This window comes from Klebsiella sp. GL120222-02, from assembly GCF_003097195.1.
GTDB lineage: Bacteria > Pseudomonadota > Gammaproteobacteria > Enterobacterales > Enterobacteriaceae > Klebsiella > Klebsiella variicola.
Map to the genome: position 1 here is coordinate 182,835 of NZ_QEQO01000008.1, position 24,078 is coordinate 206,912.

Annotated in this window: 20 protein-coding genes; 10 read left to right on the forward strand and 10 right to left on the reverse strand. The window is 57.7% G+C overall.

The window, feature by feature from the left end:
- Positions 1–24 precede the first annotated feature (24 nt).
- The 5 genes from N438_RS21960 to N438_RS21980 all read right to left on the reverse strand — a co-directional run bounded on the left by N438_RS21960 (position 25) and on the right by N438_RS21980 (position 6,087).
- On the reverse strand, positions 25–1,587 hold the full coding sequence (locus tag N438_RS21960) for a cyclic di-GMP phosphodiesterase (RefSeq protein WP_116696511.1): 1,563 nt from the start codon (positions 1,585–1,587) through the stop codon (positions 25–27).
- Between the two features lie 188 nt (positions 1,588–1,775).
- Entirely contained in the window at positions 1,776–2,345 is a 570-nt protein-coding gene (gene mepS, locus N438_RS21965; protein WP_004201653.1) for a bifunctional murein DD-endopeptidase/murein LD-carboxypeptidase, read from the reverse strand.
- A gap of 426 nt (positions 2,346–2,771) precedes the next feature.
- Positions 2,772–3,485 carry a phosphatase PAP2 family protein gene (locus tag N438_RS21970; RefSeq protein WP_165818815.1) on the reverse strand — a complete coding sequence of 238 codons (714 nt, stop codon included), beginning with the start codon at positions 3,483–3,485 and terminating at the stop codon, positions 2,772–2,774.
- Positions 3,486–3,522: 37 nt separating this feature from the next.
- Positions 3,523–4,500 (reverse strand): GTP-binding protein, encoded by a 978-nt coding sequence (locus tag N438_RS21975; protein WP_040968748.1) that lies wholly within the window; start codon positions 4,498–4,500, stop codon positions 3,523–3,525.
- A 120-nt stretch (positions 4,501–4,620) separates the two neighbouring features.
- The gene (locus N438_RS21980) at positions 4,621–6,087 is read right to left on the reverse strand and encodes a fructuronate reductase (RefSeq protein WP_032755024.1); all 1,467 of its coding nucleotides are present in this window, start codon (positions 6,085–6,087) and stop codon (positions 4,621–4,623) included.
- Positions 6,088–6,294: 207 nt separating this feature from the next.
- Here N438_RS21980 and uxuA point away from each other — a divergent pair, with 207 nt between their 5' ends.
- Positions 6,295–7,485, forward strand: a complete 1,191-nt coding sequence (uxuA, locus tag N438_RS21985; RefSeq protein WP_008804012.1) for a mannonate dehydratase — start codon at positions 6,295–6,297, stop codon at positions 7,483–7,485.
- A gap of 513 nt (positions 7,486–7,998) precedes the next feature.
- Here uxuA and yeiP read toward each other — a convergent pair.
- On the reverse strand, positions 7,999–8,571 hold the full coding sequence (gene yeiP / locus N438_RS21995; protein WP_002912951.1) for an elongation factor P-like protein YeiP: 573 nt from the start codon (positions 8,569–8,571) through the stop codon (positions 7,999–8,001).
- A gap of 147 nt (positions 8,572–8,718) precedes the next feature.
- On the opposite strand from yeiP, the gene N438_RS22000 reads away from it, so the two are divergent.
- Positions 8,719–8,973, forward strand: a complete 255-nt coding sequence (locus tag N438_RS22000) for a YkgJ family cysteine cluster protein (protein ID WP_008804013.1) — start codon at positions 8,719–8,721, stop codon at positions 8,971–8,973.
- A gap of 2 nt (positions 8,974–8,975) precedes the next feature.
- Here N438_RS22000 and N438_RS22005 read toward each other — a convergent pair whose 3' ends face one another.
- Positions 8,976–9,908, reverse strand: a complete 933-nt coding sequence (locus N438_RS22005) for a LysR family transcriptional regulator (protein WP_032736033.1) — start codon at positions 9,906–9,908, stop codon at positions 8,976–8,978.
- Between the two features lie 213 nt (positions 9,909–10,121).
- Between N438_RS22005 and N438_RS22010 the strand changes: the two genes are divergently transcribed.
- Entirely contained in the window at positions 10,122–10,466 is a 345-nt protein-coding gene (locus N438_RS22010; RefSeq protein ID WP_008804015.1) for a DUF3302 domain-containing protein, read from the forward strand.
- Position 10,467: 1 nt separating this feature from the next.
- Positions 10,468–11,604 (forward strand): HlyD family secretion protein, encoded by a 1,137-nt coding sequence (locus tag N438_RS22015; RefSeq protein WP_032733367.1) that lies wholly within the window; start codon positions 10,468–10,470, stop codon positions 11,602–11,604.
- 34 nt (positions 11,605–11,638) lie between these two features.
- Here N438_RS22015 and setB read toward each other — a convergent pair whose 3' ends face one another.
- Positions 11,639–12,820 carry a sugar efflux transporter SetB gene (gene setB / locus N438_RS22020; RefSeq protein WP_008804017.1) on the reverse strand — a complete coding sequence of 394 codons (1,182 nt, stop codon included), beginning with the start codon at positions 12,818–12,820 and terminating at the stop codon, positions 11,639–11,641.
- Between the two features lie 334 nt (positions 12,821–13,154).
- On the opposite strand from setB, the gene fruB reads away from it, so the two are divergent.
- The 3 genes from fruB to fruA are packed head-to-tail and all read left to right on the forward strand — an operon-like array spanning position 13,155 to position 16,935.
- Positions 13,155–14,285 (forward strand): fused PTS fructose transporter subunit IIA/HPr protein, encoded by a 1,131-nt coding sequence (gene fruB, locus N438_RS22030; protein WP_008804018.1) that lies wholly within the window; start codon positions 13,155–13,157, stop codon positions 14,283–14,285.
- The gene (gene fruK, locus N438_RS22035; RefSeq protein WP_004103928.1) at positions 14,286–15,224 is read left to right on the forward strand and encodes a 1-phosphofructokinase; all 939 of its coding nucleotides are present in this window, start codon (positions 14,286–14,288) and stop codon (positions 15,222–15,224) included.
- Positions 15,225–15,240: 16 nt separating this feature from the next.
- Positions 15,241–16,935: a PTS fructose transporter subunit IIBC gene (fruA, locus tag N438_RS22040; protein WP_012541027.1), complete on the forward strand. Its 1,695-nt coding sequence runs from the start codon at positions 15,241–15,243 to the stop codon at positions 16,933–16,935.
- 52 nt (positions 16,936–16,987) lie between these two features.
- On the opposite strand, the gene nfo is transcribed toward fruA, so the two are convergent.
- The gene (nfo, locus tag N438_RS22045; RefSeq protein ID WP_012967549.1) at positions 16,988–17,842 is read right to left on the reverse strand and encodes a deoxyribonuclease IV; all 855 of its coding nucleotides are present in this window, start codon (positions 17,840–17,842) and stop codon (positions 16,988–16,990) included.
- 71 nt (positions 17,843–17,913) lie between these two features.
- Positions 17,914–18,963, reverse strand: a complete 1,050-nt coding sequence (locus N438_RS22050; RefSeq protein WP_002912935.1) for a YeiH family protein — start codon at positions 18,961–18,963, stop codon at positions 17,914–17,916.
- Positions 18,964–19,230: 267 nt separating this feature from the next.
- On the opposite strand from N438_RS22050, the gene yieE reads away from it, so the two are divergent.
- From yieE to cirA, 3 genes are all read left to right on the forward strand, one after another.
- Positions 19,231–20,097 (forward strand): DNA-binding transcriptional regulator YeiE, encoded by an 867-nt coding sequence (yieE, locus tag N438_RS22060; RefSeq protein ID WP_008804021.1) that lies wholly within the window; start codon positions 19,231–19,233, stop codon positions 20,095–20,097.
- A 177-nt stretch (positions 20,098–20,274) separates the two neighbouring features.
- Entirely contained in the window at positions 20,275–21,744 is a 1,470-nt protein-coding gene (locus N438_RS22065) for an amino acid permease (RefSeq protein ID WP_008804022.1), read from the forward strand.
- A 299-nt stretch (positions 21,745–22,043) separates the two neighbouring features.
- Entirely contained in the window at positions 22,044–24,017 is a 1,974-nt protein-coding gene (gene cirA, locus N438_RS22070) for a catecholate siderophore receptor CirA (protein WP_016161549.1), read from the forward strand.
- Positions 24,018–24,078 lie beyond the last annotated feature (61 nt).

Consider the following 24,078-nt stretch of genomic DNA (forward strand, 5'->3'; position numbering starts at 1 on the left):
CTGTTCCCGCATCATATGTGAGACTTAGCGCGTTGTGAAATAATTCGCAGGTTCATCATGCGCGGCGACCAGCGCCTCCAGCGATAGCGGACGGCTTATCCAGTACCCTTGCAGGAAATTGACGCCCTGGGCACGAAGCCACTCCGCCTGTTCCTGGGTCTCCACTCCTTCAGCGACGGTCATTAATTTCAGCCGGCGGCTGAGGGTCAGTACCGCATCCAGCACCGGCGAGGTCACGGTTTCGGTGCCAATCGCCTGCACAAAGCCGCGATCGATCTTCAGATAATCGAAGTTATAGCGTTCGAGATAAATCAGCGCGCTATGCCCGGTACCAAAATCATCTATCGCGATTTCAAAACCCTGCTGGTGGAGCCAGGCGAAGTTAGCGATCGATTTTTCTTTATCAATCATGGCCCGCTCGGTCACCTCCAGCACCACGTGAAAATGGTCGGCGGGCAGCGCGGCGGCAAAGCGCAGCATATCGTCGCGGAAGCTGTCAGCCTGCAGATGGGCAGGGGAAATATTCAGCCCCAGCTTGACGCCGCGCGGCAGGATCCGTTTAAGCACTTGACCATCGCTGGCGATCAGCGCCAGCAGGTGATGGGTCAGCGGCACGATCATCTGCTGGGTTTCCGCCAGATTAATAAAGACGTCGGGCGGGATTTCACCCACCACCGGATGGCGCCAGCGCATGAGCACCTCCACGCCGCTGATACGCAGGGTCTGGGCATTCACGACCGGCTGATAGACGACGTAGAACTGGTTATTTTTGATCCCCAGCAGTATCGATTTTCGCGGATCGGATTTGATCGTCAGCACGTAATAACAGAGCAACCCCGCCAGCAGGCCGCACACTACCCCGAGCAACAGGGCAAACTGTGTATTTTCCGCCAGCCAGCTGTTGGCATACAGGTAGACCTTCAGCGGTAAACCGTCGATCTGTACCTGGCGGATCGGTTCGTTATGCAGGGTTTGCGGATCCACCAGCCGATTACTGAAGGTGGAGATGGCGGTGTGACCGATGGCCAGCGCAATACCGCTGAAATCATTTTGTCGTGCGGAATAGAGGATGTACGGCGTGAGATTGGCGTTGATCGATACGAAAATGCCGCTGTTTGCATCATCGGGTTTGCTGACCCATAACGCCAGCGCTGCGCTTTTCGGCATCATCGGCGTACCCGGCAAAATCGCCATATCAACGGGTTTGCGAATATCGATCGCCGGGATAAGCTGAGTAAGGGGCGTATTCATGGCCCCTGTCGCCGAGGAGCAAAAGACGACGCCGTTTTTAACCAGCAGAAACGCGCGAACGTTGGGGCTGAAAGCGGCATGGGAGGTGAGTCCGGAGTCGATATTCTCGCAGGGCTGATCCACCAGCGGCTGCAGGCCATCAATGGTTTCACGGAGATCGTGAAAATAGCTTTTCAGGTAAGTGTCAACGTTGTTGAGAATGGCGTCGAAACGCTCTACCCGGTTATGGTAAATCACCATAAACTGAATGCAGCCGGCCAGCAGCGCGACGATAATCCCCACGCACAGGCTGGTTAACCAGATTTTACGCTGGGGTGAAAAGTAGCGAGTAAGCATAGCTATAGTCTTTCCGTGTTATTGAATCCCATCAACGGTTTGTCGGTCGTCGTTTTTCTCATTCCCACTTAAAAGACATAGCTTATTTTGCGGCGTTCAGAATCAGGTGGCAAAAAAAAACACTGCCGGGGCAGTGTTTTTTTATCCCGCCTCCAGCCAAGGGATAACCGGCGGCGGTAGAGGACAGTTTACGAGCGGCTCAGAACTCGACGCGCTTCGTTGTAGCGCTTTTTCCAGTACGGTTCATCCATGCTGGAGATGGTCACCCCGCTGCTGGTGGAGGCGTGAACGAACTGGTTGTTGCCGAGATAGATCCCGACGTGGCGGCCGGTAGAGCCGGCGCGGAACAGAACCAGATCGCCAGTACGCAGCTGGGTACGGGAAATCGATTTTCCGGTTTCCTGCTGTTCAGAGGTTGAACGCGGCAGTTCCAGACCAAATTGTTCGCGGAAGGTGCGCTGCACAAACGCTGAGCAGTCGATACCTTTACGGGTGCTGCCGCCGAGGCGGTAACGCACGCCTTTCCAGCTGGCATACTGATCCATTAAACGGGACTTCACGTCCAGGTTACGGACCATCGTTTCAAATTCATCCTGAGAGGCTTGCAGTGATGATAAATCGCCACTACCCACAGCATGCGTCTCAGAATGCATATTCCTGGCGGTACTTGTTGAACTACACGCGGAAAGCAGAACCGCTACTGCAATCGCGGGGGCTACCCGCAAGATGTATCTCAAAATCGGCTGAGATTTGACCATGCTGTTTATTTTCCCTTGTTGTCCTTAACGACAATGTCGTTATAAAAAATGCCAAACGTGTTAGAGCCTAAATACCCATCCGCAATGAGACAATTCCTTAAGCTTAAATTTGTGCAGTCACGCACAAATTTATTCATGCTCTGAATTAATGTTGCGGAAAAGGCAAAACGAGAACGAGATTACCCTATCAAACGCCGCATGGCGAGCGGTTTTGCGCGATTTCTTATAAGTATTTTGGTGACAAAAAGTGAATCATCGGGAAAGGACAAAATAGCGCCAGTATCGGGTAAAAAACAGACAATTCCTTCATTTGTCACGGGATTAATGTGACAAGAAGATGAACATCATGTTGAAAAAAAGCGCAATTGAAAAAGGGGACCCAAAAGGTCCCCTTATAGATAATGACGCCAGACGGCGACCACGACATTATTTGGCCGATATTCCGCCGGGCAGATAACGGTCGAAAAGGGCGATCAATTTATCGCTCAGCGGTGTCATCAATACCCACGGTGCGCCAATCAGCACGGCGGTCAGGGAGCCGACGGCAATATCGCTGAACCAGTGAGCGCCAATCATGACGCGTGGGAAAGCAAAGACCACAAATATCACCAGCGCCACGGTTAGCGCGCGGCGGCCGAAATAGCGCCACATAAAGCTCGCGAAGATCAGCAGCATCATCCCATGATCGCCAGGGAAGCTGTCCTTGGAGGCGTCTTTGGTCGGGAAATTGACGACATCGCTGACGCGGGTGACATCGTGGAAAAACAGCGACGGGCTGGCGCGCTGTACCGGCATCAGGTGCTGCGCCAGCTGGTTAATGATCACCGCGGCCAGCAGCATCACCAGGCCCATGATGGCAATCTGGCGACGGCCTGCTGGCGGCGCTTTAAGCCAGTAGCGGAGCATCAGGCAGCCCATCGCCAGCAGCGAACAGGCGTCGAAGGCGCGATTGTTGATGATCGCCAGCAGCCAGGCATAGGCGTGGCTGACGCTGACGCCATGGTTAAAGAAATGGAAGATCGCGGAGTCGACCGGCGACCAGGCGCCGTGGTTGACCGGCAGATACCAGGAGCAAAATAGCGCCACACCCGCGATGTTAAGCAGCAGAATTAAAGGAATTCGGTTTTTCATCATAGCCATTGCGATTTTGTGACAGTCGGCGGCAACCTTAGCCGCCTCAACTTAAACGAAGCCTCAACAGTGAGGTCTGGAGCGCGTTCCAGTCGGCTTCGTTCGCCGAGATAAGCTCGATTCGGCTATCGGGTGGGGGGACGCTCAGAGTCTCGATATGCCAATCCTCGCCCTGGCGGTTGATCCTCACGGCCCCTTCGGCAATGCGCATCACGCCTTTGACGCGCGCCACGGGCGCCAGCCGTGCCCATTCGAGCAGGCCGATGGTCTCAAAGACCGTTTCCGCGTCGAAAATCCAGCCGCAGGCCTGATAGCCCTGGCCGCTGTTGAGGTGGCGGCGCCAGCGCTGGTGCTCGGGCAGGCTGAGTGCGGCGAGACCGCTGGTCGGGCGAGAGTGGTGAACATGCTCCGCGCTCGCCGGCAACGGGGCGGTGTTGCGGCGCGGCTCATCGAGCAGGGCGAGGTCGATATTACCCTGGGTTGTCGACACCTTGCGACGATCGCTGCCCCAGCGCTGCCACCAGTCGGCCAAGGCGTGGGCGCTTTCGGGCGTTTCCCGATCGTTTTTATTGGCCACAATGATGTCCGCCGCGGCCAGCTGATCGCGGAAATTGTCGTTATTGACGACTTTTTCATCCAGCAGCTGACGGGGATCGAGGATGCACACCGTAGCGCGCAGATCGATCCAGGGTTCATACACCGCTGCAGTGAGGATATCGAGGATCTGCTTCGGGTGGCCAAGGCCGGTGGGTTCGATCAGCAGGCGATCGGGTTTACCCTGGCGCAGTAGGGTATTCAGTCCAACCTGCATCGGCAGGCCGTTAACGCAGCACATGCAGCCGCCGGGGATCTCTTTGAGCAGGGCGCCGCTGTCGGCCAGCAGCGCGCCGTCTATCCCGACTTCGCCAAACTCATTCACCAGTACGGCCCATTTTTCATCCGCAGGCTTCTGCGCCAGCAGATGAAGAATTGAGGTCGTCTTACCGCTGCCGAGAAAGCCGGTGATCAAATTGGTTCTGGTCACTCTTTTCTCCAGGATAAATGTAATGTTGTAACAGTTACGTCTATCCTGACGAAAAAAGGGGAAAAAGAGAAGTCCTGAGGCGGACAGAAGAAGATTCTGTCCGCATAAGCGCAAATATTGTTAAGAATTTAGCGCGCGGGCCACGGCCTCGCGGGCACCGTGCGTCGCCAGTTGCTGCCAGGCGGCGCGGATCCCGGCGACAAACTGCGCGTTGTGCGGCAGGTCGCGGCCAAATATTACCTCCAGACCCAGTAGCGCATCGACGCGCTGCTGCTCATCGCTCTGCGCCACCCGCTGCTGGATCTTGTCGACCAGCGGATCGCGCACGTCGATCGTCTGACCCGCGTCGTCCGTACCACTGACGTAGCGCATCCAGCCGGCAACGCCGAGGGCCAGCAGCGGCCAGCGGCTGCCGCGCTCAAGATGTACGCGGATGCCGTCGAGCATGCGCTGGGGCAGTTTCTGGCTGCCGTCCATGGCGATTTGCCAGGTGCGGTGTTTGAGCGCCGGATTACTGAAGCGGTCGATGAGGCTGTCGGCATAGGCCTCGAGATCGACGCCGGTAATGGTCAGCGTCGGAGCCTGTTCGTCAAGCATCAGCTGGTGAGCGGCGCGGCGGAAAACGTTATCCTGCATGCAGTCGCTGACGTGCGCATGACCTGCCAGATAGCCAAGCCAGGCGAGAAAAGAGTGGCTGCCGTTGAGCATCCGCAGCTTCATTTGCTCCCAGGGCAGCACGTCGTCGGTCATCTGCACGCCGGCCGTCTCCCAGGCCGGTCGTCCGGCGACGAAGTGGTCTTCGACCACCCACTGAATGAAGGGTTCGCAGCTGATGGCGCAGGGATCGTCGACCCCCAGCACGGCGGCGATTTCCGCCAGCGACTCGGCGGTGGCCGCAGGAACAATGCGATCCACCATGGTGCCCGGGAAGCTGACGTTATTGGCGATCCAGTTCGCCAGCGCCGGGCTGCGTTTTTCCGCCATACCGAGGACGGCATTTTTCACCACGTGGCCGTTGTCGGGAATGTTATCGCAGGAGAGCACGGTAAAGGGCGGCAGGCCCCGGTCCCGGCGGCGGGCCAGCGCTTCCACTAAAATACCGGGAGCCGACTGCGGCAGCGTCGGATTCTCCAGATCGTGAACGATGCGCGGATGCGTCGGATCCAGTTTGCCGGTCGCCGGATCGATGCAATAGCCTTTTTCGGTGATGGTCAGCGAGACAATCGCCACCTGCGGCTCGCAAAATTTTTCGATAATTGCCGCCAGCGAATCGAGCCTGGCGTTCAGGCATTCGTGCACCGCGCCGATCACGATGGGCTGGTTACCGTCGGCGCCTTTTTCCAGCACGGTAAACAGATGGTCCTGTTCGCGAAGCTGGCTCATCAGCGTATCGCCGCTGAACAGACTGATTTCACAGATCCCCCAGTCGCCACCGACGTTATTCAGCACGCGATCGGTCAGCAGCGCCTGGTGCGCGCGATGAAACGCGCCAAAGCCGAAATGGACAATACGCGAGCGGAGCTGGCTGCGATCGTACTGAGGACGTTGCACGTTTTCCGGTAGCGTAGCGGTTGCAATTGTTGTCATTCTTTACACACCTGTTTAACTGCTTATTAACAACGCCAGTCTAAAGTTATATGACAGGAAATTAAATTGGTAAGCCGAAATTATCCGCTGACTGTGAGCTGGATCAATCAATGCGCCGGCACTATTTGCAGCCTGAGAAGAAACATGTATGGTAGTCGTCATCAGTGTCGCCATTATTGGTATAACAACTTTTGTGAGGGCATAGCGATGGAACAAACCTGGCGGTGGTATGGGCCGAACGATCCGGTATCGCTTGATGATGTACGGCAGGCAGGGGCGACCGGCGTCGTGACTGCGCTGCACCATATTGCAAACGGTCAGGTCTGGCCGGTAGAGGAGATTAAAGCGCGTCAGGCGCTGTTAGCGGCAAAAGGGCTGACCTGGTCGGTCGTCGAAAGCATTCCGGTGCATGAGGATATTAAAACCCACAGCGGGGAGTATGCGACCTGGATTGCCAACTATCAGCAGAGCATCCGCAACCTCGCGGCCTGCGGCATCGATACCGTATGCTACAACTTTATGCCGATCCTCGACTGGACGCGCACCGATCTGGAATATGAGCTGCCGGACGGTTCCCGGGCGCTGCGTTTCGATCAGATCGCCTTCGCCGCCTTTGAACTGCATATTCTCAAACGCCCGGGCGCGGAAGGAGATTACAGCGAAGAAGAGCAGCGTCAGGCTGAGGTTTATTTCAAGGCGATGAGCGAAGCGGACATCGAGAAACTGACCCGCAATATCATCGCCGGCCTGCCGGGAGCGGAAGAGGGTTACACTCTTGACCAGTTCCGCGCGCGCCTGGCGGAATATGACCACATTGATAAAGCGCAGCTGCGCGAGAATATGGCCTACTTCCTGCGGGCTATCGTGCCGGTGTGCGAAGAGGTAGGCATCCGCCTGGCGGTGCATCCGGACGATCCGCCGCGGCCGATCCTTGGCCTGCCGCGTATCGTGTCGACCATCGAAGATATGCAGTGGCTGAAAGAGACAGTGGACAGCATCAATAATGGCTTCACCATGTGTACGGGATCGTATGGCGTCCGCGCCGATAACGATCTGGTGAAGATGGTGGAGACCTTTGGCGATCGCATCCATTTCACCCATCTGCGATCTACCTGCCGTGAAGCGAACCCGAAAACCTTCCACGAGGCGGCGCACCTTAGCGGCGACGTCAATATGGTGGCGGTGGTGGATGCGATTCTGCGTGAAGAGCAGCGGCGTAAACAGGCTGGCGATCTGCGCCCGATCCCATTCCGTCCGGATCATGGTCATCAGATGCTTGACGATCTGCGCAAGAAAACCAACCCAGGCTATTCGGCGATTGGCCGTCTCAAGGGGATGGCGGAAGTGCGTGGCGTCGAGCTGGCGCTGAAAATGACCAAATACCCTGAACTGTTGTAATCGCGGTAACAGGGATAATAAAAGGGACAGCCAGCGGCTGTCCCTTTTTACTGTCGGGGCGTCAGCCTGGTCGGGTAAGTGAAGCGCCACCCGACAAAATAACGGCGCAATGGGGTAGATACGGTGATCGGTTTGCAACAGTGTCGACCCTGGAAAAACCTGTGTTCTCTGTTATTTCCGGGCAGATTGCGCTCCCGATATTTCTTCTGCGTTATGTCACTCATGGTGCAGGGAGCGCACAGGGGGCGGCCAGTCGCCGCCGCCCCCTGTACCCCCGGGCCGGGAACGTCTCAGCGATTTTGAGGCCGCCAACACCGGCAGTTTCAGCAAGAATAGTGAATAAATTAACGACAGGGCGCCCGGATCGTAGGCCGGATAAGGCGTCAGCCGCCATCCGGCACAAATACGGGAACCGTGTTGAATGGATATTACCCGGCATCGGGGCATACCGTCGCCAAATAAAAAGGGACAGCCAGCGGCTGTCCTTTTTTACTGTCGGGGCGTCACAGAGGATTAATCCGCGCGGCCCATATAGCGGCACTCTTCGATATGAATGCGGATTTTCTCACCGGTGGTCAGGTATTCCGGCACCTGAATTACCAGGCCGGTGCTCATGGTGGCTGGCTTGGTGCGGGAGCTGGCGGACGCCCCTTTAATACCCGGCGCGGTTTCGATAATTTCCAGGTCAACAGTCTGCGGCAGCTCCAGGGCCAGCAGCTGGCCGTCCCAGGTCAGCACCTGCATATCCGGCATCCCGCCTTCCGGAATAAACTGCAGCTCTTCTTCGATCTGCTCTTTGGTAAAGGTGTAAGGGGTATAGTCTTCTTTATCCATGAACACGTATTCGTTGCCATCGACATAGGAGAAGTCAACGAAACGGCGGGTCAGGGTCACGGTATCGACGATATCGTCACCTTTGAAGCGCTCTTCCACTTTCAGGCCGGTACGCACATCGGAGAAGCGCATTTTATACAGTGTCGCAGCACCACGGGCGCTGGGTGACTGAATATCAATATTTTTCACAATCAGCAGCTTGCCGTTGTAATTCAGCACCATACCTTTTTTAATTTCATTCGCTCTTGGCATTGCAGTAATCCTGTCACTTAACGAGTCAAAAATATCGCGTAAAACTACTCGCGCCCGCGCCTTCAGGCAAGCGGAATTCGCGAGTTTTGCTATCTTCTGGCAAAACGTTTAGGCTGTGGCACAAAATGAGCGTTTGGGAGCTGGGTTGTGGAATGTCGTACCGATTGTGGCGCATGTTGCATCGCTCCCTCTATATCATCGCCAATACCCGGAATGCCGCAGGGCAAGCCCGCCAATACCCGCTGTATTCAGCTTTCCGAGCACAACTTGTGCCTGATTTTCGGCTCCCCTCTGCGCCCGAAGGTGTGCGCCAGCCTGCAACCCTCGCCCGAGATGTGCTTCACCCACCGCGATGACGCCATCACCTGGCTGCTGGATCTTGAGCTGGCCACCGCGCCCTGAGCTTAAAGCAGCAGATGAGACAGGTTTTTGATATGGGCGCTGAGGCCGTCGAGTAGCGCCTGTACGCGCAAGGGGAGAATGTCCCGCCGCTGGAAGATAAGCCAGGCCTGCAGGTCGATACAGCGCTCCTTTTTCAGACAGGGAACCAGCTGTCCCGCAGCCAGCTCGGTGGCGAGTGAATAGTAGGGCGCATAGACGATCCCCATCCCCAGCTTCGCCAGCTCCACCGCCGGTAGTGTGTTATCGCAAACGAATCCCCCCTTTACCGTGAGATTAAGCGGTTCGCCGTTTTTGCTTTTGAAGGTCCAGATATTGTCGCTGCCGCCCAGCATGCGCAGGGTAATGCACTCATGATCCACCAGCGCCTCCGGCTCGGCGATAGGATGTTGCGCCAGATAGTCCGGAGAGGCGAAGACGCCGGTGCGAAAGCGGGTAAAGGGGCGGGCGATGAGATTTTCATTCTGCGGCTTAAAGGGGCTTATCAGCAGATCGCAGTCGCTATTGAAGATGGCGCCGTATTTCTGTTCCCGCTCGCTGGCGTTGCGGGTGACCAGATTGATCTGCAGCTCCGGCAGGGTTTTCCTCAGCGCCGGCAGAATATAGCGCCCGAGAAACTGATGGATACCGATGGGCGCCCCAAGGGTGACCACGCCCTGCAGCGTGTTCTTATAACGGTCGGCGAGGTTGATAAGCTGTTCATGTTGTTCGAGAACCGCGCGACTGGCGTGAATAAACTGCTCGCCGAACTCGGTGCGCACCAGCTCTCTGGCGGTGCGCAGGAATATGGCCAAACCGACTTTCCGCTCCACGCTGGTCAGCGTCCGCGAAACGTTAGACTGGGGCATATTCAGGCGCTGGGCCGCCCGGCTCACGCTGGCGGTTTCGGCGATAGCGCAGAGGATCCTCAGCTCATCCATTTTAAAGTCTTTCAACATCTTATCGCTGCCTGATATCTGTGGTATATCAAAAATGATATACCAGTTTGGCGGAATTGCCATGTGATTTATTGATCAGCTAAACGTATGATGGCCTTTGCGTTGAACAGTCCGTTATTTAAGGAAAATTGTGCGTTTTATCGCTTCTTTTGTGGTCCTCGACGTCATTAAAAATAACGATCTTCCCGCTGGCTTACTGAGTGTATATGCACCATGCTGCTTAATTATTTTGCTTTGTTTGTATTAATACTGGTTTTTCTCATATTATTTTATGGAGTGATTATTATCCATGATATTCCCTATCATATCGCGCAAAAACGGCAGCACCCCCATCAGGACGCGATTCATGTGGCGGGCTGGATAAGCCTGTTTACCCTGCATGCTATCTGGCCTTTTCTGTGGATCTGGGCCACCTTGTACCGCCCTGACCGCGGGTGGGGGATGGCTTCGCAGACCGAGGATAGTCTGCAACGCAAGGAACTGGAGCAACGTATCGCATTACTCGAAGCGGCGTTAAAAAACAGCCAGCAGGCGTCAGCGGGGAATAAAGATAAATAATATGGATCTGTTAATTATCCTTTGCTATGTCGCCATCGCCTGGGGCGTTTTTAAGATATTTCGCATTCCAGTAAATAAATGGACAATACCCACTGCCATATTAGGCGGAATAGTGGTCGTAGGCGCGTTAATATTAACGATGAACTATAACCATCCCTATACGCTGCGGGCGCAAAAAATTGTCGTTTCTATTCCGATGGTGCCTCAGGTCTCAGGCGAGGTGGTTGAGGTTACGACTAAAACCAACGTGTTAATGAAGAAGGGCGAACTGCTGTTCCGCATCGATGACACCCGCTACCGCGCGCGGCTGAACAAGCTGAAAGCCGATCTGGCGGCCGGGGAGGCGACGCTGCGGGCGAAGCAGGCGACTATCGACGATGCCAGCGCCAGAGTGCAGCAGGCGCAGGCCGAGTACGATCGCGTTACCCGTGACTACCAGCGTTATGCACAGGGGGCGGCCATGCCGGTCAATCCTTTCTCGGAACAGGATGTGACTCACGCCAGGCAGCAGGTGCAGATCCAGACGGCGGTATTGCAGGCGGCGAAAGCGCAATTACAAAACGCCAGAGAGCAGGTGTCTGGCCGCTATAACGGGCTTGATGCCAACATTGCCAGTCTGAAATCGCAGATCCTCGAGGCGGAGTATAATCTGGCGCAAACTGTGGTTCGTGCGCCGAGCGATGGCTACGTTACCCAGCTATTGGCGCGGCCGGGGATGACCGCGGTACGTCTGCCCTTCAAGCCGGTGCTGGTGTTTATTCCCCAGCAAAAGCGCCAGGTGGTGGCGGTATTCCGCCAGAACTCGGTTCTGCGTCTGACGGCCGGGGATAGCGCGGAGGTGGTGTTTAATGGTCTGCCGGGCAGCGTCTATAGCGGTAAGGTATCGCGGGTGCTGCCGGCGATCCCGGATGGCAGCTATCAGGCCAGCGGTGCGCTGCAGGGGCTGAGCGCCGGAGCCGGAAAAGAGGGCATCTATGTGCTGATCGACCTCGATCCCCACCCGGAAGTGGAACATTTACCGGACGGGGTCAGTGCGCAGGCGGCGGTTTATACCGATTATTTTGCCCATGTGTCGATTATGCGCAAAGTCCTGCTACGAATGACCAGCTGGCTGCATTACCTCTATCTGGATCATTAATCAGGATGGCCCGGTCGAGGCCGGGCCGTCTTGCCTACACGTCCCTGATCCGCCACAGGCAGACCTGAGCGGTGATACCCATGACCAGCGCTATCCAGAACACCGCGTGATAGCTCCAGATCTCCGCTACTACCCCCGCCAGTGAACCGGCGATGATCCAGCCGACGCGGGTGGTATTGGTGTAGAGGGTAGTGGCCGCGCCCGCTTGCCCCGGCATCAGATCCTGGAAATAGAGCATGCCGATCCCGGCGAGGATCCCGATATAGACGGCGTTCAGCACCTGCATCGCCAGCAGCAGCGCCGGCGTATGCACCGTCAACATGCCCACGTAAAACAACACACCGGCCACTGCCGAAAGGCGCATCAGAAAGCGTTTACCAAAGCGCCGGGCATAATAACCGGCAATCAGCATGGTAGGAATTTCCAGTCCGGCCGCGGTGCCCATCATCAGCCCGGCCAGCTTCTCCGGCAGATGCAGCTCATTAATGATAAACAGCGGCATATTAATGATGTACAGGCTGTTGGTGCCCCACATCAGCGTGCAGATGCTAAACAGCAGCAGCGCATCGCGGCGGTGCGTGCGCGGGGCTTCCAGCCGGCCCGTCGCCACCGCCGCCGCTTTATGCATGCTGGGTAAGAACAGCCAGACCATGATCCCGCAGACGATAAACGCCGCCGCAGCGCTGAGATACATTGCGGTAAAACCAAACCCCATCGCCAGGGCGTAGGCCAGCGGGGGACCAATCACCCATGCCAGGGAGACCTGGGCGCGCAAAATGGAGCTGAACATCACCGCTTCGCGACCGGTCTTGTCGGCGTGCTCGCGCGCGAGGGCGAACATCTGCGGGTTGGCGGTCGAGCCAAAGCTACTGAGGAAGACGCCGATAAACAGCAAAATGAAGTAGTTCCGGTTCCAGGCAAACAGCAGGCAGGCCAGCACCCCCAGCAGGCAGCAGACGACAATCAGCTGTTTGCGATCGCCCCGCCGGTCGGAGCGGCCGGCGAGAAACTGGCTGACCAGAATGCCAATGACGGCGCTACCGGTAAAAAAGAAGCCGACCATCGCCGGGCGGACGTGCACTTCGTTGGTCAAAAAGAGGCTCAGTGTTGGGGTTTGCAACGCCCCGGCAATGCCTGTCAGAAAGGCGACGATCAAGAATGCGGAAGAGGTTACATCGAACCCGCGTCGGGGAAGAGCGGCGCTACGGTTTTGCATGTTCGGTTTTCTGTAGTTTCAGGAGACGGCGCGGAGTTTACGCCTGCTGGCTGAAAATAAACAGTAGTATGGCACGAATAATTAAAAAGGCGTTTCAAAATATAAGGTTCAGCAAAAAGCTGACATTTGCGGTGGTCGATAGCAAAGGCTTCAGCAAAAGTGTGCAGTACCTCTAAGTTCTGCAATCAAGTCGCTGACGTACCTTGCGCGTTGAGCAAGAAAGGTACAAAATTCTTGAAACGTTTCAGCGTCATTCGACAATCCGTTCCCCGTCAGATGGCGCCTTTTTTCTCAAGTTAGCTGAAACGATTCAATTCAGCAGGAGAGGAGAACCATGTTCCAGTTATCTGTGCAGGATATTCATCCCGGCCAGCAGGCCGGTAATAAAGAAGAGGCCATCCGGCAGGTCGCCGCCGCGCTGGTCAGCGCCGGCAACGTGGCTGATGGCTACGTGAACGGTATGCTGGCTCGCGAGCAGCAGACCTCGACCTTCCTCGGCAACGGGATTGCGATCCCGCACGGCACGACGGACACCCGTGACCAGGTGCTGAAGACCGGCGTCCAGGTATTTCAGTTCCCGCAGGGCGTCACCTGGGGCGAAGGGCAGACCGCCTATGTGGCGATCGGGATTGCCGCCAGCTCAGATGAACACCTTGGCCTGCTGCGTCAGCTGACCCATGTGCTAAGCGATGACGCGGTAGCCGCGCAGCTGCAGTCCGCCACCACCGCGGAAGAGCTGCGTGCGCTGCTGATGGGGGAAAAACAGAGCGAAGCGCTGAAGCTGGACAACGAGACCCTCAGCCTCGACGTGGCGGCCAGCGATCTGCTGACCCTGCAGGCGCTGAACGCGGCGCGACTGAAAGAAGTGGGTGCCGCTGACACGGCATTCGTAAGCCACGCTATCAACGATACGCCGCTGAACCTCGGTCAGGGCGTCTGGCTGAACGACAGTGCGGAAGGCAATCTGCGCAGCGCCGTGGCAGTCAGCCGCGCGGCTAATGCCTTTACCCGCGACGACCAGCCGGTTTCCCTGCTGGTCACGGTGGCGATGGCCGATGAGCAGCCGACTGCGGTGCTGAACCGCCTGAGCAAGCTGCTGCTGGATAAGAAAGCTGACCGTTTGCTGAAAGCCGACGCCGCCACCGTGCTGGCGCTGCTGACCAGCGACGATGCCATTGCGGAAGACGTGCTGAGCGCCGAATTCGTGGTGCGCAATGAGCACGGCCTGCATGCCCGACCGGGCACCATGCTGGTCAATACGATTAAACAATTCTCCAGCGACATCACCGTCACCAACCTCGACGGTTCCGGCAAGCCGGCCAACGGTCGCAGCCTGATGAAGGTCGTGGCGCTGGGTGTGAAAAAAGGTCACCGTCTGCGTTTCACCGCGCAGGGTGAGGATGCGCAACAAGCGCTGGATGCGATTGGCGAAGCGATCGCCGCAGGCCTTGGGGAGGGCGCATAAATGAGCAGACGTGTAGCAACGATTACGTTAAACCCGGCGTACGATCTGGTGGGGTTCACCCCGGAGATTGAACGCGGTGAAGTGAACCTGGTGCGCACCACCGGCCTGCATGCCGCCGGGAAAGGCATCAACGTGGCGAAAGTGCTGAAAGATCTCGGTATTGACGTCACCGTCGGCGGCTTCCTGGGCAAAGACAACCAGGATGGCTTTCAGCAGCTGTTCAGCGAGCTGGGGATCGCCAACCGTTTCCAGGTGGTGCAGGGTCGGACCCGCATCAACGTTAAGCTGACGGAAAAAGATGGCGAAGTAACCGATTTTAACTTCTCCGGCTTTGAAGTCACCCCGGGCGACTGGGAACGCTTCGTCAACGACTCCCTGAGCTGGCTCGGGCAGTTCGATATGGTCTGCGTCAGCGGCAGCCTGCCGTCCGGCGTCAGCCCGGAGGCTTTCACCGACTGGATGACCCGTCTGCGCAGCCAGTGCCCATGCATTATTTTCGACAGCAGCCGCGAAGCGCTGGTTGCCGGACTGAAAGCGGCGCCATGGCTGGTGAAACCGAACCGTCGCGAGCTGGAAATCTGGGCCGGGCGTAAGCTGCCGGAGATGAAAGATGTTATCGAAGCCGCCCATGCGCTGCGCGAGCAGGGTATCGCCCACGTGGTGATTTCCCTGGGTGAAGAGGGCGCGCTGTGGGTGAACGCCTCCGGTGAGTGGATTGCCAAACCGCCTTCAGTGGAAGTGGTCAGCACCGTCGGCGCGGGCGATTCGATGGTTGGCGGCCTGATTTACGGCCTGCTGATGCGTGAATCCAGCGAGCATACCCTGCGCCTGGCGACTGCCGTCGCTGCCCTGGCCGTCAGCCAGAGCAACGTGGGTATTACCGACCGTACCCAGTTGGCCGCGATGATGGCGCGCGTCGACTTACAACCCTTTAATTGACAGCAGGAGAGGCATAATGAAAACGCTGCTGATTATTGATGCCGGACTCGGACAGGCGCGCGCCTATATGGCGAAAACCCTGCTGGGAGCGGCAGCGCCTAAAGCGCACCTTGAACTGATTGATAACCCGAACGACGCCGAACTGGTGATTGTGCTGGGCGCGGCGCTGCCCACCGACAGCGCGCTGAACGGCAAACAGGTCTACCTCGGCGATATTAATCGCGCCGTGGCGCACCCGGAGCTGTTCCTCAGCGAAGCCAAAGGTCACGCAACGCCGTACGCGGCCCCTGCCGCTGCGGCAGTCCCGGCGGCTACCGGCGGACCGAAACGTATTGTCGCGGTCACGGCCTGCCCGACCGGCGTTGCTCATACCTTTATGGCGGCAGAAGCCATCGAAACCGAAGCCAAAAAACGCGGCTGGTGGGTGAAGGTGGAAACCCGCGGCTCCGTCGGGGCTGGCAATGCCATCACCCCGGAAGAGGTGGCCGAGGCGGATCTGGTGATCGTCGCTGCCGATATCGAGGTGGACCTGGCGAAATTCGCCGGTAAGCCAATGTATCGCACCACCACCGGTCTGGCGCTGAAGAAAACCGCCCAGGAGCTGGATAAAGCGGTGGCCGAAGCCAAACCGTACCAGCCGTCCGGTAAACCTCAGGCTGCTGGCGAAGGGAAAAAAGAGTCGGCGGGCGCCTACCGCCACCTGCTGACCGGCGTCTCCTACATGCTGCCGATGGTGGTGGCCGGGGGCCTGTGTATTGCGCTCTCCTTTGCCTTCGGGATCAAAGCGTTTGAAGTGAAAGACACCCTGGCGGCGGCGCTGATGCAGATCGGCGGCGGCTCGGCCTTCGCGCTGATGGTACCGGTGCTGGCAGGCTTTATCGCCTTCTCCATTGCCGACCGTCCGGGCCTGACCCCGGGTCTTATCGGCGGTATGCTGGCGGTCAGCGGCGGCTCCGGCTTTATTGGCGGGATCATTGCTGGTTTCCTTGCCGGTTACGTGGCGAAAGCCATCAGCACGAAGCTGAAACTGCCGCAGAGTATGGAAGCGTTGAAGCCAATCCTGATCATTCCGCTGGTCTCCAGCCTGATCGTGGGTCTGGCGATGATCTACCTGATCGGTAAACCGGTAGCCGGTATTCTCGCCTGGCTGACCCACTGGCTGCAAACCATGGGCACCGCGAACGCGGTTCTGTTAGGCGCAATCCTCGGCGCGATGATGTGTACCGACATGGGCGGGCCAGTGAATAAAGCGGCTTATGCCTTTGGCGTGGGCCTGCTGAGTACCCAGACCTACGCGCCGATGGCGGCGATCATGGCGGCCGGTATGGTGCCTCCGCTGGCGATGGGTATCGCGACGCTGGTTGCCCGCAATAAGTTCGACAAAGGGCAGCGTGAAGGGGGGAAAGCCGCGTTGGTTCTCGGCCTGTGCTTTATCTCTGAAGGGGCAATTCCTTTTGCCGCCCGTGACCCGATGCGCGTGCTGCCTTGCTGCATCGTCGGCGGCGCGGTAACCGGCGCAATCTCGATGGCGATTGGCGCGAAACTGATGGCTCCGCACGGCGGTCTGTTTGTCCTGCTGATCCCGGGAGCGATTACGCCGGTGCTGGGCTACCTGCTGGCGATTGTTGCCGGGACGCTGGTGGCGGGCCTCTCCTACGCGGTGCTGAAACGCCCGGAAGCGCAGGTAGTGGACGTCGAAAAAGCGGCATAATCTTACCGTAATAAAAAAGGGCCGATTGTTCGGCCCTTTTTTTGTCTCTGTTTTACGCCACTTCGGCGATCTGCTGCGCCCGCAGCCAGGCAATCTCTTCCGCCCAGATATCCGGGTTGATGGTTTCCAGAATCAGTGGAATGCCGTCGAAGCGGCTGTCCTGCATGATCCAGCGGAAGCAGTCGTGGCCAATGTTGCCTTCGCCAAGGCTATGGTGACGGTCAACGCGGCTGCCAAACGTACTCTTGGCATCATTCAGGTGCATGCCGCGCAGATACTGGAAGCCGACGATACGCTCGAAGTCGGCAAAGGTCTTCTCGCAGGCTTCGGCGCTGCGCAGGTCATAGCCGGCGGCGAACGCGTGGCAGGTATCGATGCAGACGCCGACGCGGGATTTATCTTCCACGCCGTCGATAATCGCCGCGAGGTGCTCGAACTTAAAGCCGAGGTTGCTGCCCTGGCCGGCGGTATTTTCGATAACCGCAGTAACGCCTTCGGTCTTCGCCAGCGCGATATTGATCGATTCGGCGATGCGCGCCAGGCACGCCTCCTCCGGGATCTGCTGCAGATGACTGCCGGGGTGGAAGTTGAGCAGCGTCAGCCCCAGCTGCTGGCAGCGGGTCATCTCATCAATGAAGGCATCACGGGATTTTTCCAGCGCCTCTTCCACCGGATGGCCGAGGTTAATCAGGTAGCTGTCGTGCGGCAGGATCTGCCCGGGGCCAAAGTGATACTTTTCGCAGGCGGCTTTGAATTCGGCGATGGTTTCGTCGCTGAGCGGCGCGGCGCGCCACTGGCGCTGGTTTTTGGTGAAGAGGGCGAAGGCGGTTGCTTCGATTTCGGCGGCGCGAATGGCGGCATTGGCCAGTCCACCTGAGGCGCTCACGTGCGCTCCTACGTATTTCATAAAAAAACTCCAGTTAAAGCCGCTGGGGGGTGGGTAATGATAGCGGCTTAACTGGAGAAAGATGTAGTGCTTTATGCCATCAGGCTGTGGATAGCGACGTTAATGACCCCGCCGCCGACAATCAACCAGACGAACAGCATCAGCGCCATCAGCAGCGGTTTCGCCCCGGCTTTTTTCAGCGCGCTGACGTGAGTGGTAACCCCGAGGGCGGCCATTGCCATCGCCAGCAGAACGGTATCCAGCGTCACCAGCATATCCACCACGGCTTTCGGCAGCAGATGGAAGGAGTTAAACACCGCCACCAGGATGAACATAATCGCGAACCATGGAATGGTGATTTTGCTTTTCTCGCCGTTGCCTGCCGGGGTCAGCTGTTTAACACGCGCCGCCAGGAACAGCAGGAACGGAGCCAGCATCATGACGCGCAGCATTTTGGCGATAACCGCCGCGTTCTCGGCGTCCGGGCTGACCGCATGGCCGGCGGCAACCACCTGCGCCACTTCATGCATGGTGGAACCCATATAGATCCCGTAGGTCTCCGGAGTAAACCAGTGCGCCAGCAGCGGGTACATCGCCGGGTAGAGGAAGATGGCGATGGTACCGAAGATAACCACCGTGGCGACGGCGACCGTCACTTTACTGGCTTCGGCTTTGACCACCGGTTCGGTGGCGAGCACAGCCGCCGCGCCGCAGATGCTGCTGCCGGCGCCGATCAGCCAGCTGGTGTGTTTGTCGAGACCAAACACTTTCTGGCCAAGGAAGCAGGCGATGAAAAAGGTACTGGAGAGCGTCAGAACGTCAATCAAAATACCGCTCACGCCGACGTCGGCAATCTGGGCGAACGTCAGGCGGAAGCCGTAGAGGATGATCCCCAGGCGCAGCAGGTGCTGCTTGGCGAAGATCACCCCGCCGTCGCAGGGCTGCCAGATTTTCGGGTAGACCGTGTTGCCGACGACCATCCCGAACAGGATAGCGAGGGTCAGGGCGCTAAAGCCTGCGCCGGCGATGGCCGGGAAACTCCCGGCCCACAGGGCGGCGCCGGTCAGCGCGGCGGTCAGCGCCAGGCCTGGGACAAAATGCCACAGGGAACGATGTTTGGTGGGTAAAGTGAGTGCTGTCATAACCTTCTCCTTTGTCTGCCTAAAGGTTACGCCGCGCGCGGTTAAATATAAAATTGATTATATGTTTATAATCAATCGTAATAAGTGGTTAAGGACCGCATCGTCGCTGACAAGGGGGGGCAGGGGAGCGATGCGGCGAAAGCGGGGTGGTTTCCCGGCAAGACGATGATTTTGTGACATAAGCGGATTTTCCTTCCTTCAGCCGCCTCGATTTGTGTCACCATAGTAAGGAAGGTTATTCAGGTTGGATTACTAAACGGGTGGGTTATGCATATTACGCTGCGGCAGTTGGAAGTGTTCGCCGAAGTCCATAAGAGTGGGTCAACCACTCAGGCGTCACAGATGCTGGCGCTTTCGCAATCTGCGGTCAGCGCCGCGCTGACCGATCTGGAAGGGCAGCTCGGCGTGCAGCTGTTTGACCGCGTCGGTAAACGACTGGTGGTGAATGAGCACGGACGGCTGCTGTACCCGCGTGCGCTGGCGCTGCTGGAGCGGGCGCTGGAGATCGAACAGCTGTTTCGCGGCGATAACGGGGCGATCCGGGTCTACGCCAGCAGCACCATCGGCAACTATATTATGCCGGAGATCATCGCCCGTTATCGCCATGACTTCCCGGAACTGCCGGTGGAATTGAGCGTCGGCAACAGCCTGGATGTGATCAACGCCGTCGCCGACCTGCGGGTGGATTTCGGTCTGATTGAGGGGCCGTGCCATGCCGCCGACATCATTGCCGAGCCGTGGCTGGAAGATGAGCTGGTGGTGTTTGCTGCGCCTGATTCGCCGCTGCTGGCGGGGGAGGTGACCCTGCAGCAACTGGCTGAGGCGCCGTGGATCCTGCGCGAGCATGGGTCCGGTACCCGGGAGATTGTCGATTATGTACTGCTGTCGCATCTGCCGGCGTTTCATATGGGCATGGAGCTGGGCAATTCGGAGGCGATCAAGCACGCCGTCCGGCATGGCCTGGGCATCAGCTGTTTATCGCGCCGGGTGATTGCCGAACAGCTGGCCTCGGGCACGCTGGCGGAGCTGAAAGTGCCATTGCCCCGGCTGACGCGCACGCTGTGGCGGATCCATCATCGGCAGAAGCATATTTCCAAAGCATTACAACGTTTTCTGCAATATTGCCAGGTGTAGCACCCGGTTTTTACGCCTCATAACGGGGGGAATTCGCTGGCAATTCCGCAGGTTAGTGCTTTACTAATAATTTGCGGGCGATCATGAAGCTCTCTTATAACTTTGCATTTGTACCGGATGGAACCCCGATCGTCTGCTACAATCGCGCCTCATTTTTTGGATGGATAGCATTATCACATGGTTTCGGAAACTAAAACCACAGAAGCGCCCACGCTACGTCGTGAACTGAAGGCGCGCCACTTGACCATGATCGCCATTGGCGGTTCCATCGGTACGGGTCTTTTTGTTGCCTCTGGCGCAACCATTTCGCAAGCAGGTCCCGGCGGGGCGCTGCTGTCTTATATTCTGATCGGTTTGATGGTCTATTTCCTGATGACCAGCCTGGGCGAGCTGGCGGCGTTTATGCCGGTGTCCGGTTCCTTCGCCACCTACGGCCAGAATTATGTTGAAGAAGGCTTCGGCTTCGCGCTGGGCTGGAACTACTGGTACAACTGGGCGGTGACGATCGCCGTTGACCTCGTGGCTTCGCAACTGGTGATGAGCTACTGGTTCCCTGATACCCCGGGCTGGATCTGGAGCGCCTTGTTCCTTGGCATTATGTTCCTGCTGAACTGGATCTCGGTGCGCGGCTTTGGCGAGGCGGAATACTGGTTCTCGCTGATCAAAGTCGCCACCGTCATTATCTTTATTATTGTCGGCGTGATGATGATTGTCGGCATCTTCAAAGGGTCGCAGCCCACTGGCTGGAGCAACTGGGGGATCGCGGATGCGCCATTCGCCGGTGGTTTCTCGGCGATGATCGGCGTGGCGATGATTGTCGGCTTCTCCTTCCAGGGCACTGAGCTTATCGGCATCGCGGCCGGTGAGTCTGAGGATCCGGAGAAGAACATCCCGCGCGCGGTGCGCCAGGTCTTCTGGCGTATCCTGCTGTTCTACGTTTTCGCCATTCTGATTATCAGCCTGATCATTCCGTACACCGACCCGAGCCTGCTGCGCAACGACGTGAAGGATATCTCCGTCAGCCCGTTCACGCTGGTCTTCCAGCATGCTGGTCTGCTGTCGGCGGCGGCGATCATGAACGCGGTTATCCTGACTGCCGTTCTGTCGGCCGGTAACTCCGGGATGTACGCTTCCACGCGTATGCTGTACACCCTGGCCTGCGACGGCAAAGCGCCGCGTATTTTCTCGAAGCTGTCGCGTGGCGGCGTGCCGCGCAACGCGCTGTACGCGACCACTGTTATCGCGGCGCTGTGCTTCCTGACGTCCATGTTCGGCAACCAGACGGTGTACCTGTGGCTGCTGAACACCTCCGGGATGACCGGCTTTATCGCCTGGCTGGGTATTGCGATCAGCCACTATCGTTTCCGTCGCGGCTACGTCATGCAGGGTAACGATATTAATAATCTGCCGTATCGTTCCGGGTTCTTCCCGCTGGGGCCGATCTTCGCCTTCGTGCTGTGCCTGATCATCACCCTCGGACAGAACTACGAAGCGTTCCTCAAGGACACCATTGACTGGGGCGGCGTGGCGGCGACCTACATCGGTATTCCGCTGTTCCTCGTCATCTGGTTTGGTTACAAGCTGGCGAAAGGCACCCGCTTTGTTCGCTACAGCGAAATGACCTTCCCGGACCGCTTTAAGCGTTAATCTTCGCAATTGTGCGATAAAAGCCCTCTGAAAAGAGGGCTTTTTTTATGTCCGCACGGTTACAGCTTGACACAATTCTTCATAATTATATTGATAATCGTAATCATTATCTTTATCATTTTCGCCCATTACGGATGAAGCCACTCCCCGTCTCTGCCATTGGGTCAGACTGACATCGGGCGACCAGCCACATCGACGAGAAAACAGCGCGAGCATGTCGCCGACAGAGCGACAGGCCGCCAGCGCGTGTGAGCAGCACCTTTTTGTTTGTTTGGTTGTACACCTCATGGAGATTTGGAATGTTCAGGTTAAACCCTTTTATCCGGGCGGGATTGTCTGCGTCCGTCGTATCATTGGCGTTTCCGGCTCTCGCCGATGTAAATGAAGAAACGCTGGTGGTGACCGCCTCGGCAACTGAACAGAGCGTCAAAGACGCGCCGGCGAGCATCAGCGTCATCACCCAGCAGGATTTACAACGTAAGCCCGTCCAGAACCTGAAAGACGTACTGCGCGATGTCCCTGGGGTCCAGCTCACTAACGAAGGAGATAACCGCAAGGGCGTCAGCATTCGCGGTCTGAGCAGCAGCTATACCCTGATCCTCGTCGACGGGAAACGCGTCAACTCCCGCAACGCCGTCTTCCGCCACAATGACTTCGACCTGAACTGGATCCCGGTGGATGCCATCGAACGTATCGAGGTGGTGCGCGGCCCGATGTCCTCCCTTTACGGTTCCGATGCGCTCGGCGGCGTGGTCAACATTATTACCAAAAAAATCGGCCAGAAATGGACCGGGACGCTGAGCGCCGATACCACCATTCAGGAACACCGCGACCGCGGTGATACCTGGAACGGCCAGTTCTTCACCAGCGGTCCGCTGATCGACGGCGTGCTCGGGATGAAGGCCTACGGCAGCCTGGCAAAACGCGCCAAGGACGATCCGCAGTCTTCCAGCAGCGCCACCGGCGAGACGCCGCGCATCGAGGGCTTCACCAGCCGCGATGGCAATGTTGAATTCGCCTGGACGCCGGGCGAAAACCATGATTTTACGGCGGGCTATGGCTTTGACCGTCAGGATCGTGATTCCGATTCCCTTGACCGCAACCGCCTTGAGCGTGAGAACTACTCCCTGAGCCATAATGGCCGCTGGGATATGGGTAACAGCGAGCTCAAGTTCTACGGCGAAAAGGTGGATAACAAAAATCCGGGGCAGAACGGGACCATCACCTCGGAAAGCAATGCCATCGACGGCAAGTATGTCCTGCCGCTGGACATGATTAACCAGCTGGTGACCTTCGGCGGCGAATGGCGCCACGATAAACTCAAAGATCCGGTCAACCTGAGCAGTGGCGGCCAGTCGACCTCCGCCAGTCAGTACGCCCTGTTTATCGAAGACGAATGGCGCATTATCGAGCCGCTGGCGCTGACCACCGGCATTCGTATGGACGACCATCAGACCTATGGCGATCACTGGAGCCCACGGGCCTATCTGGTGTATAACGCCACCGATACCGTCACCGTCAAAGGCGGCTGGGCGACGGCGTTTAAAGCCCCGTCGCTGCTGCAGCTTAACCCCGACTGGACCACCAACTCCTGCCGCGGGTCGTGCAGCATCATCGGTAACCCGGATCTGAAACCGGAAACCAGTGAAAGTTTCGAGCTCGGTCTCTACTACCGTGGGGAAGAGGGCTGGCTGCAGGATGTTGAAGGCAGCATCACCACCTTCCAGAATAATGTCGACGATATGATCGATGTTCTGCGCACCTCCAGCGCCAGCGAAGCGCCGGGCTACCCGAACTTTGTCGGCTGGAAAACCGTCAACGGCAAGCGCGTGCCGATCTTCCGCTATTTCAACGTCAACAAAGCCCGCATCAAAGGGGTGGAGACGGAGGTGAAGATCCCGTTTGGCGATGAGTGGAAGCTGACGATGAACTACACCTATAACGATGGCCGCGATCTGAGCAATGGCGGCGACAAACCGCTGCAGACGCTGCCGTTCCATACCGCCAACGGCACGCTTGACTGGAAACCGCTGGACGACTGGTCCTTCTACGTGACGGCCAACTATACCGGCCAGCAACGCGCGGTAAGCGCCACCGGCAAAACGCCGGGCGGCTACACCCTGTTTGACGTTGGCGCGGCATGGCAGGTGACCAAAAACGTGAAACTGCGCTCCGGGGTGCAGAACGTGGGTGATAAAGATCTGAGCCGGGACGACTACAGCTATACCGAAGAGGGCCGTCGCTACTTTATGGCGGTGGATTATCGCTTCTGATCGTCGGCACTAAAACGTGGCCTGCGGGCCTGAGCATGCGCCGCGAAGCTGCTTCGCGGCG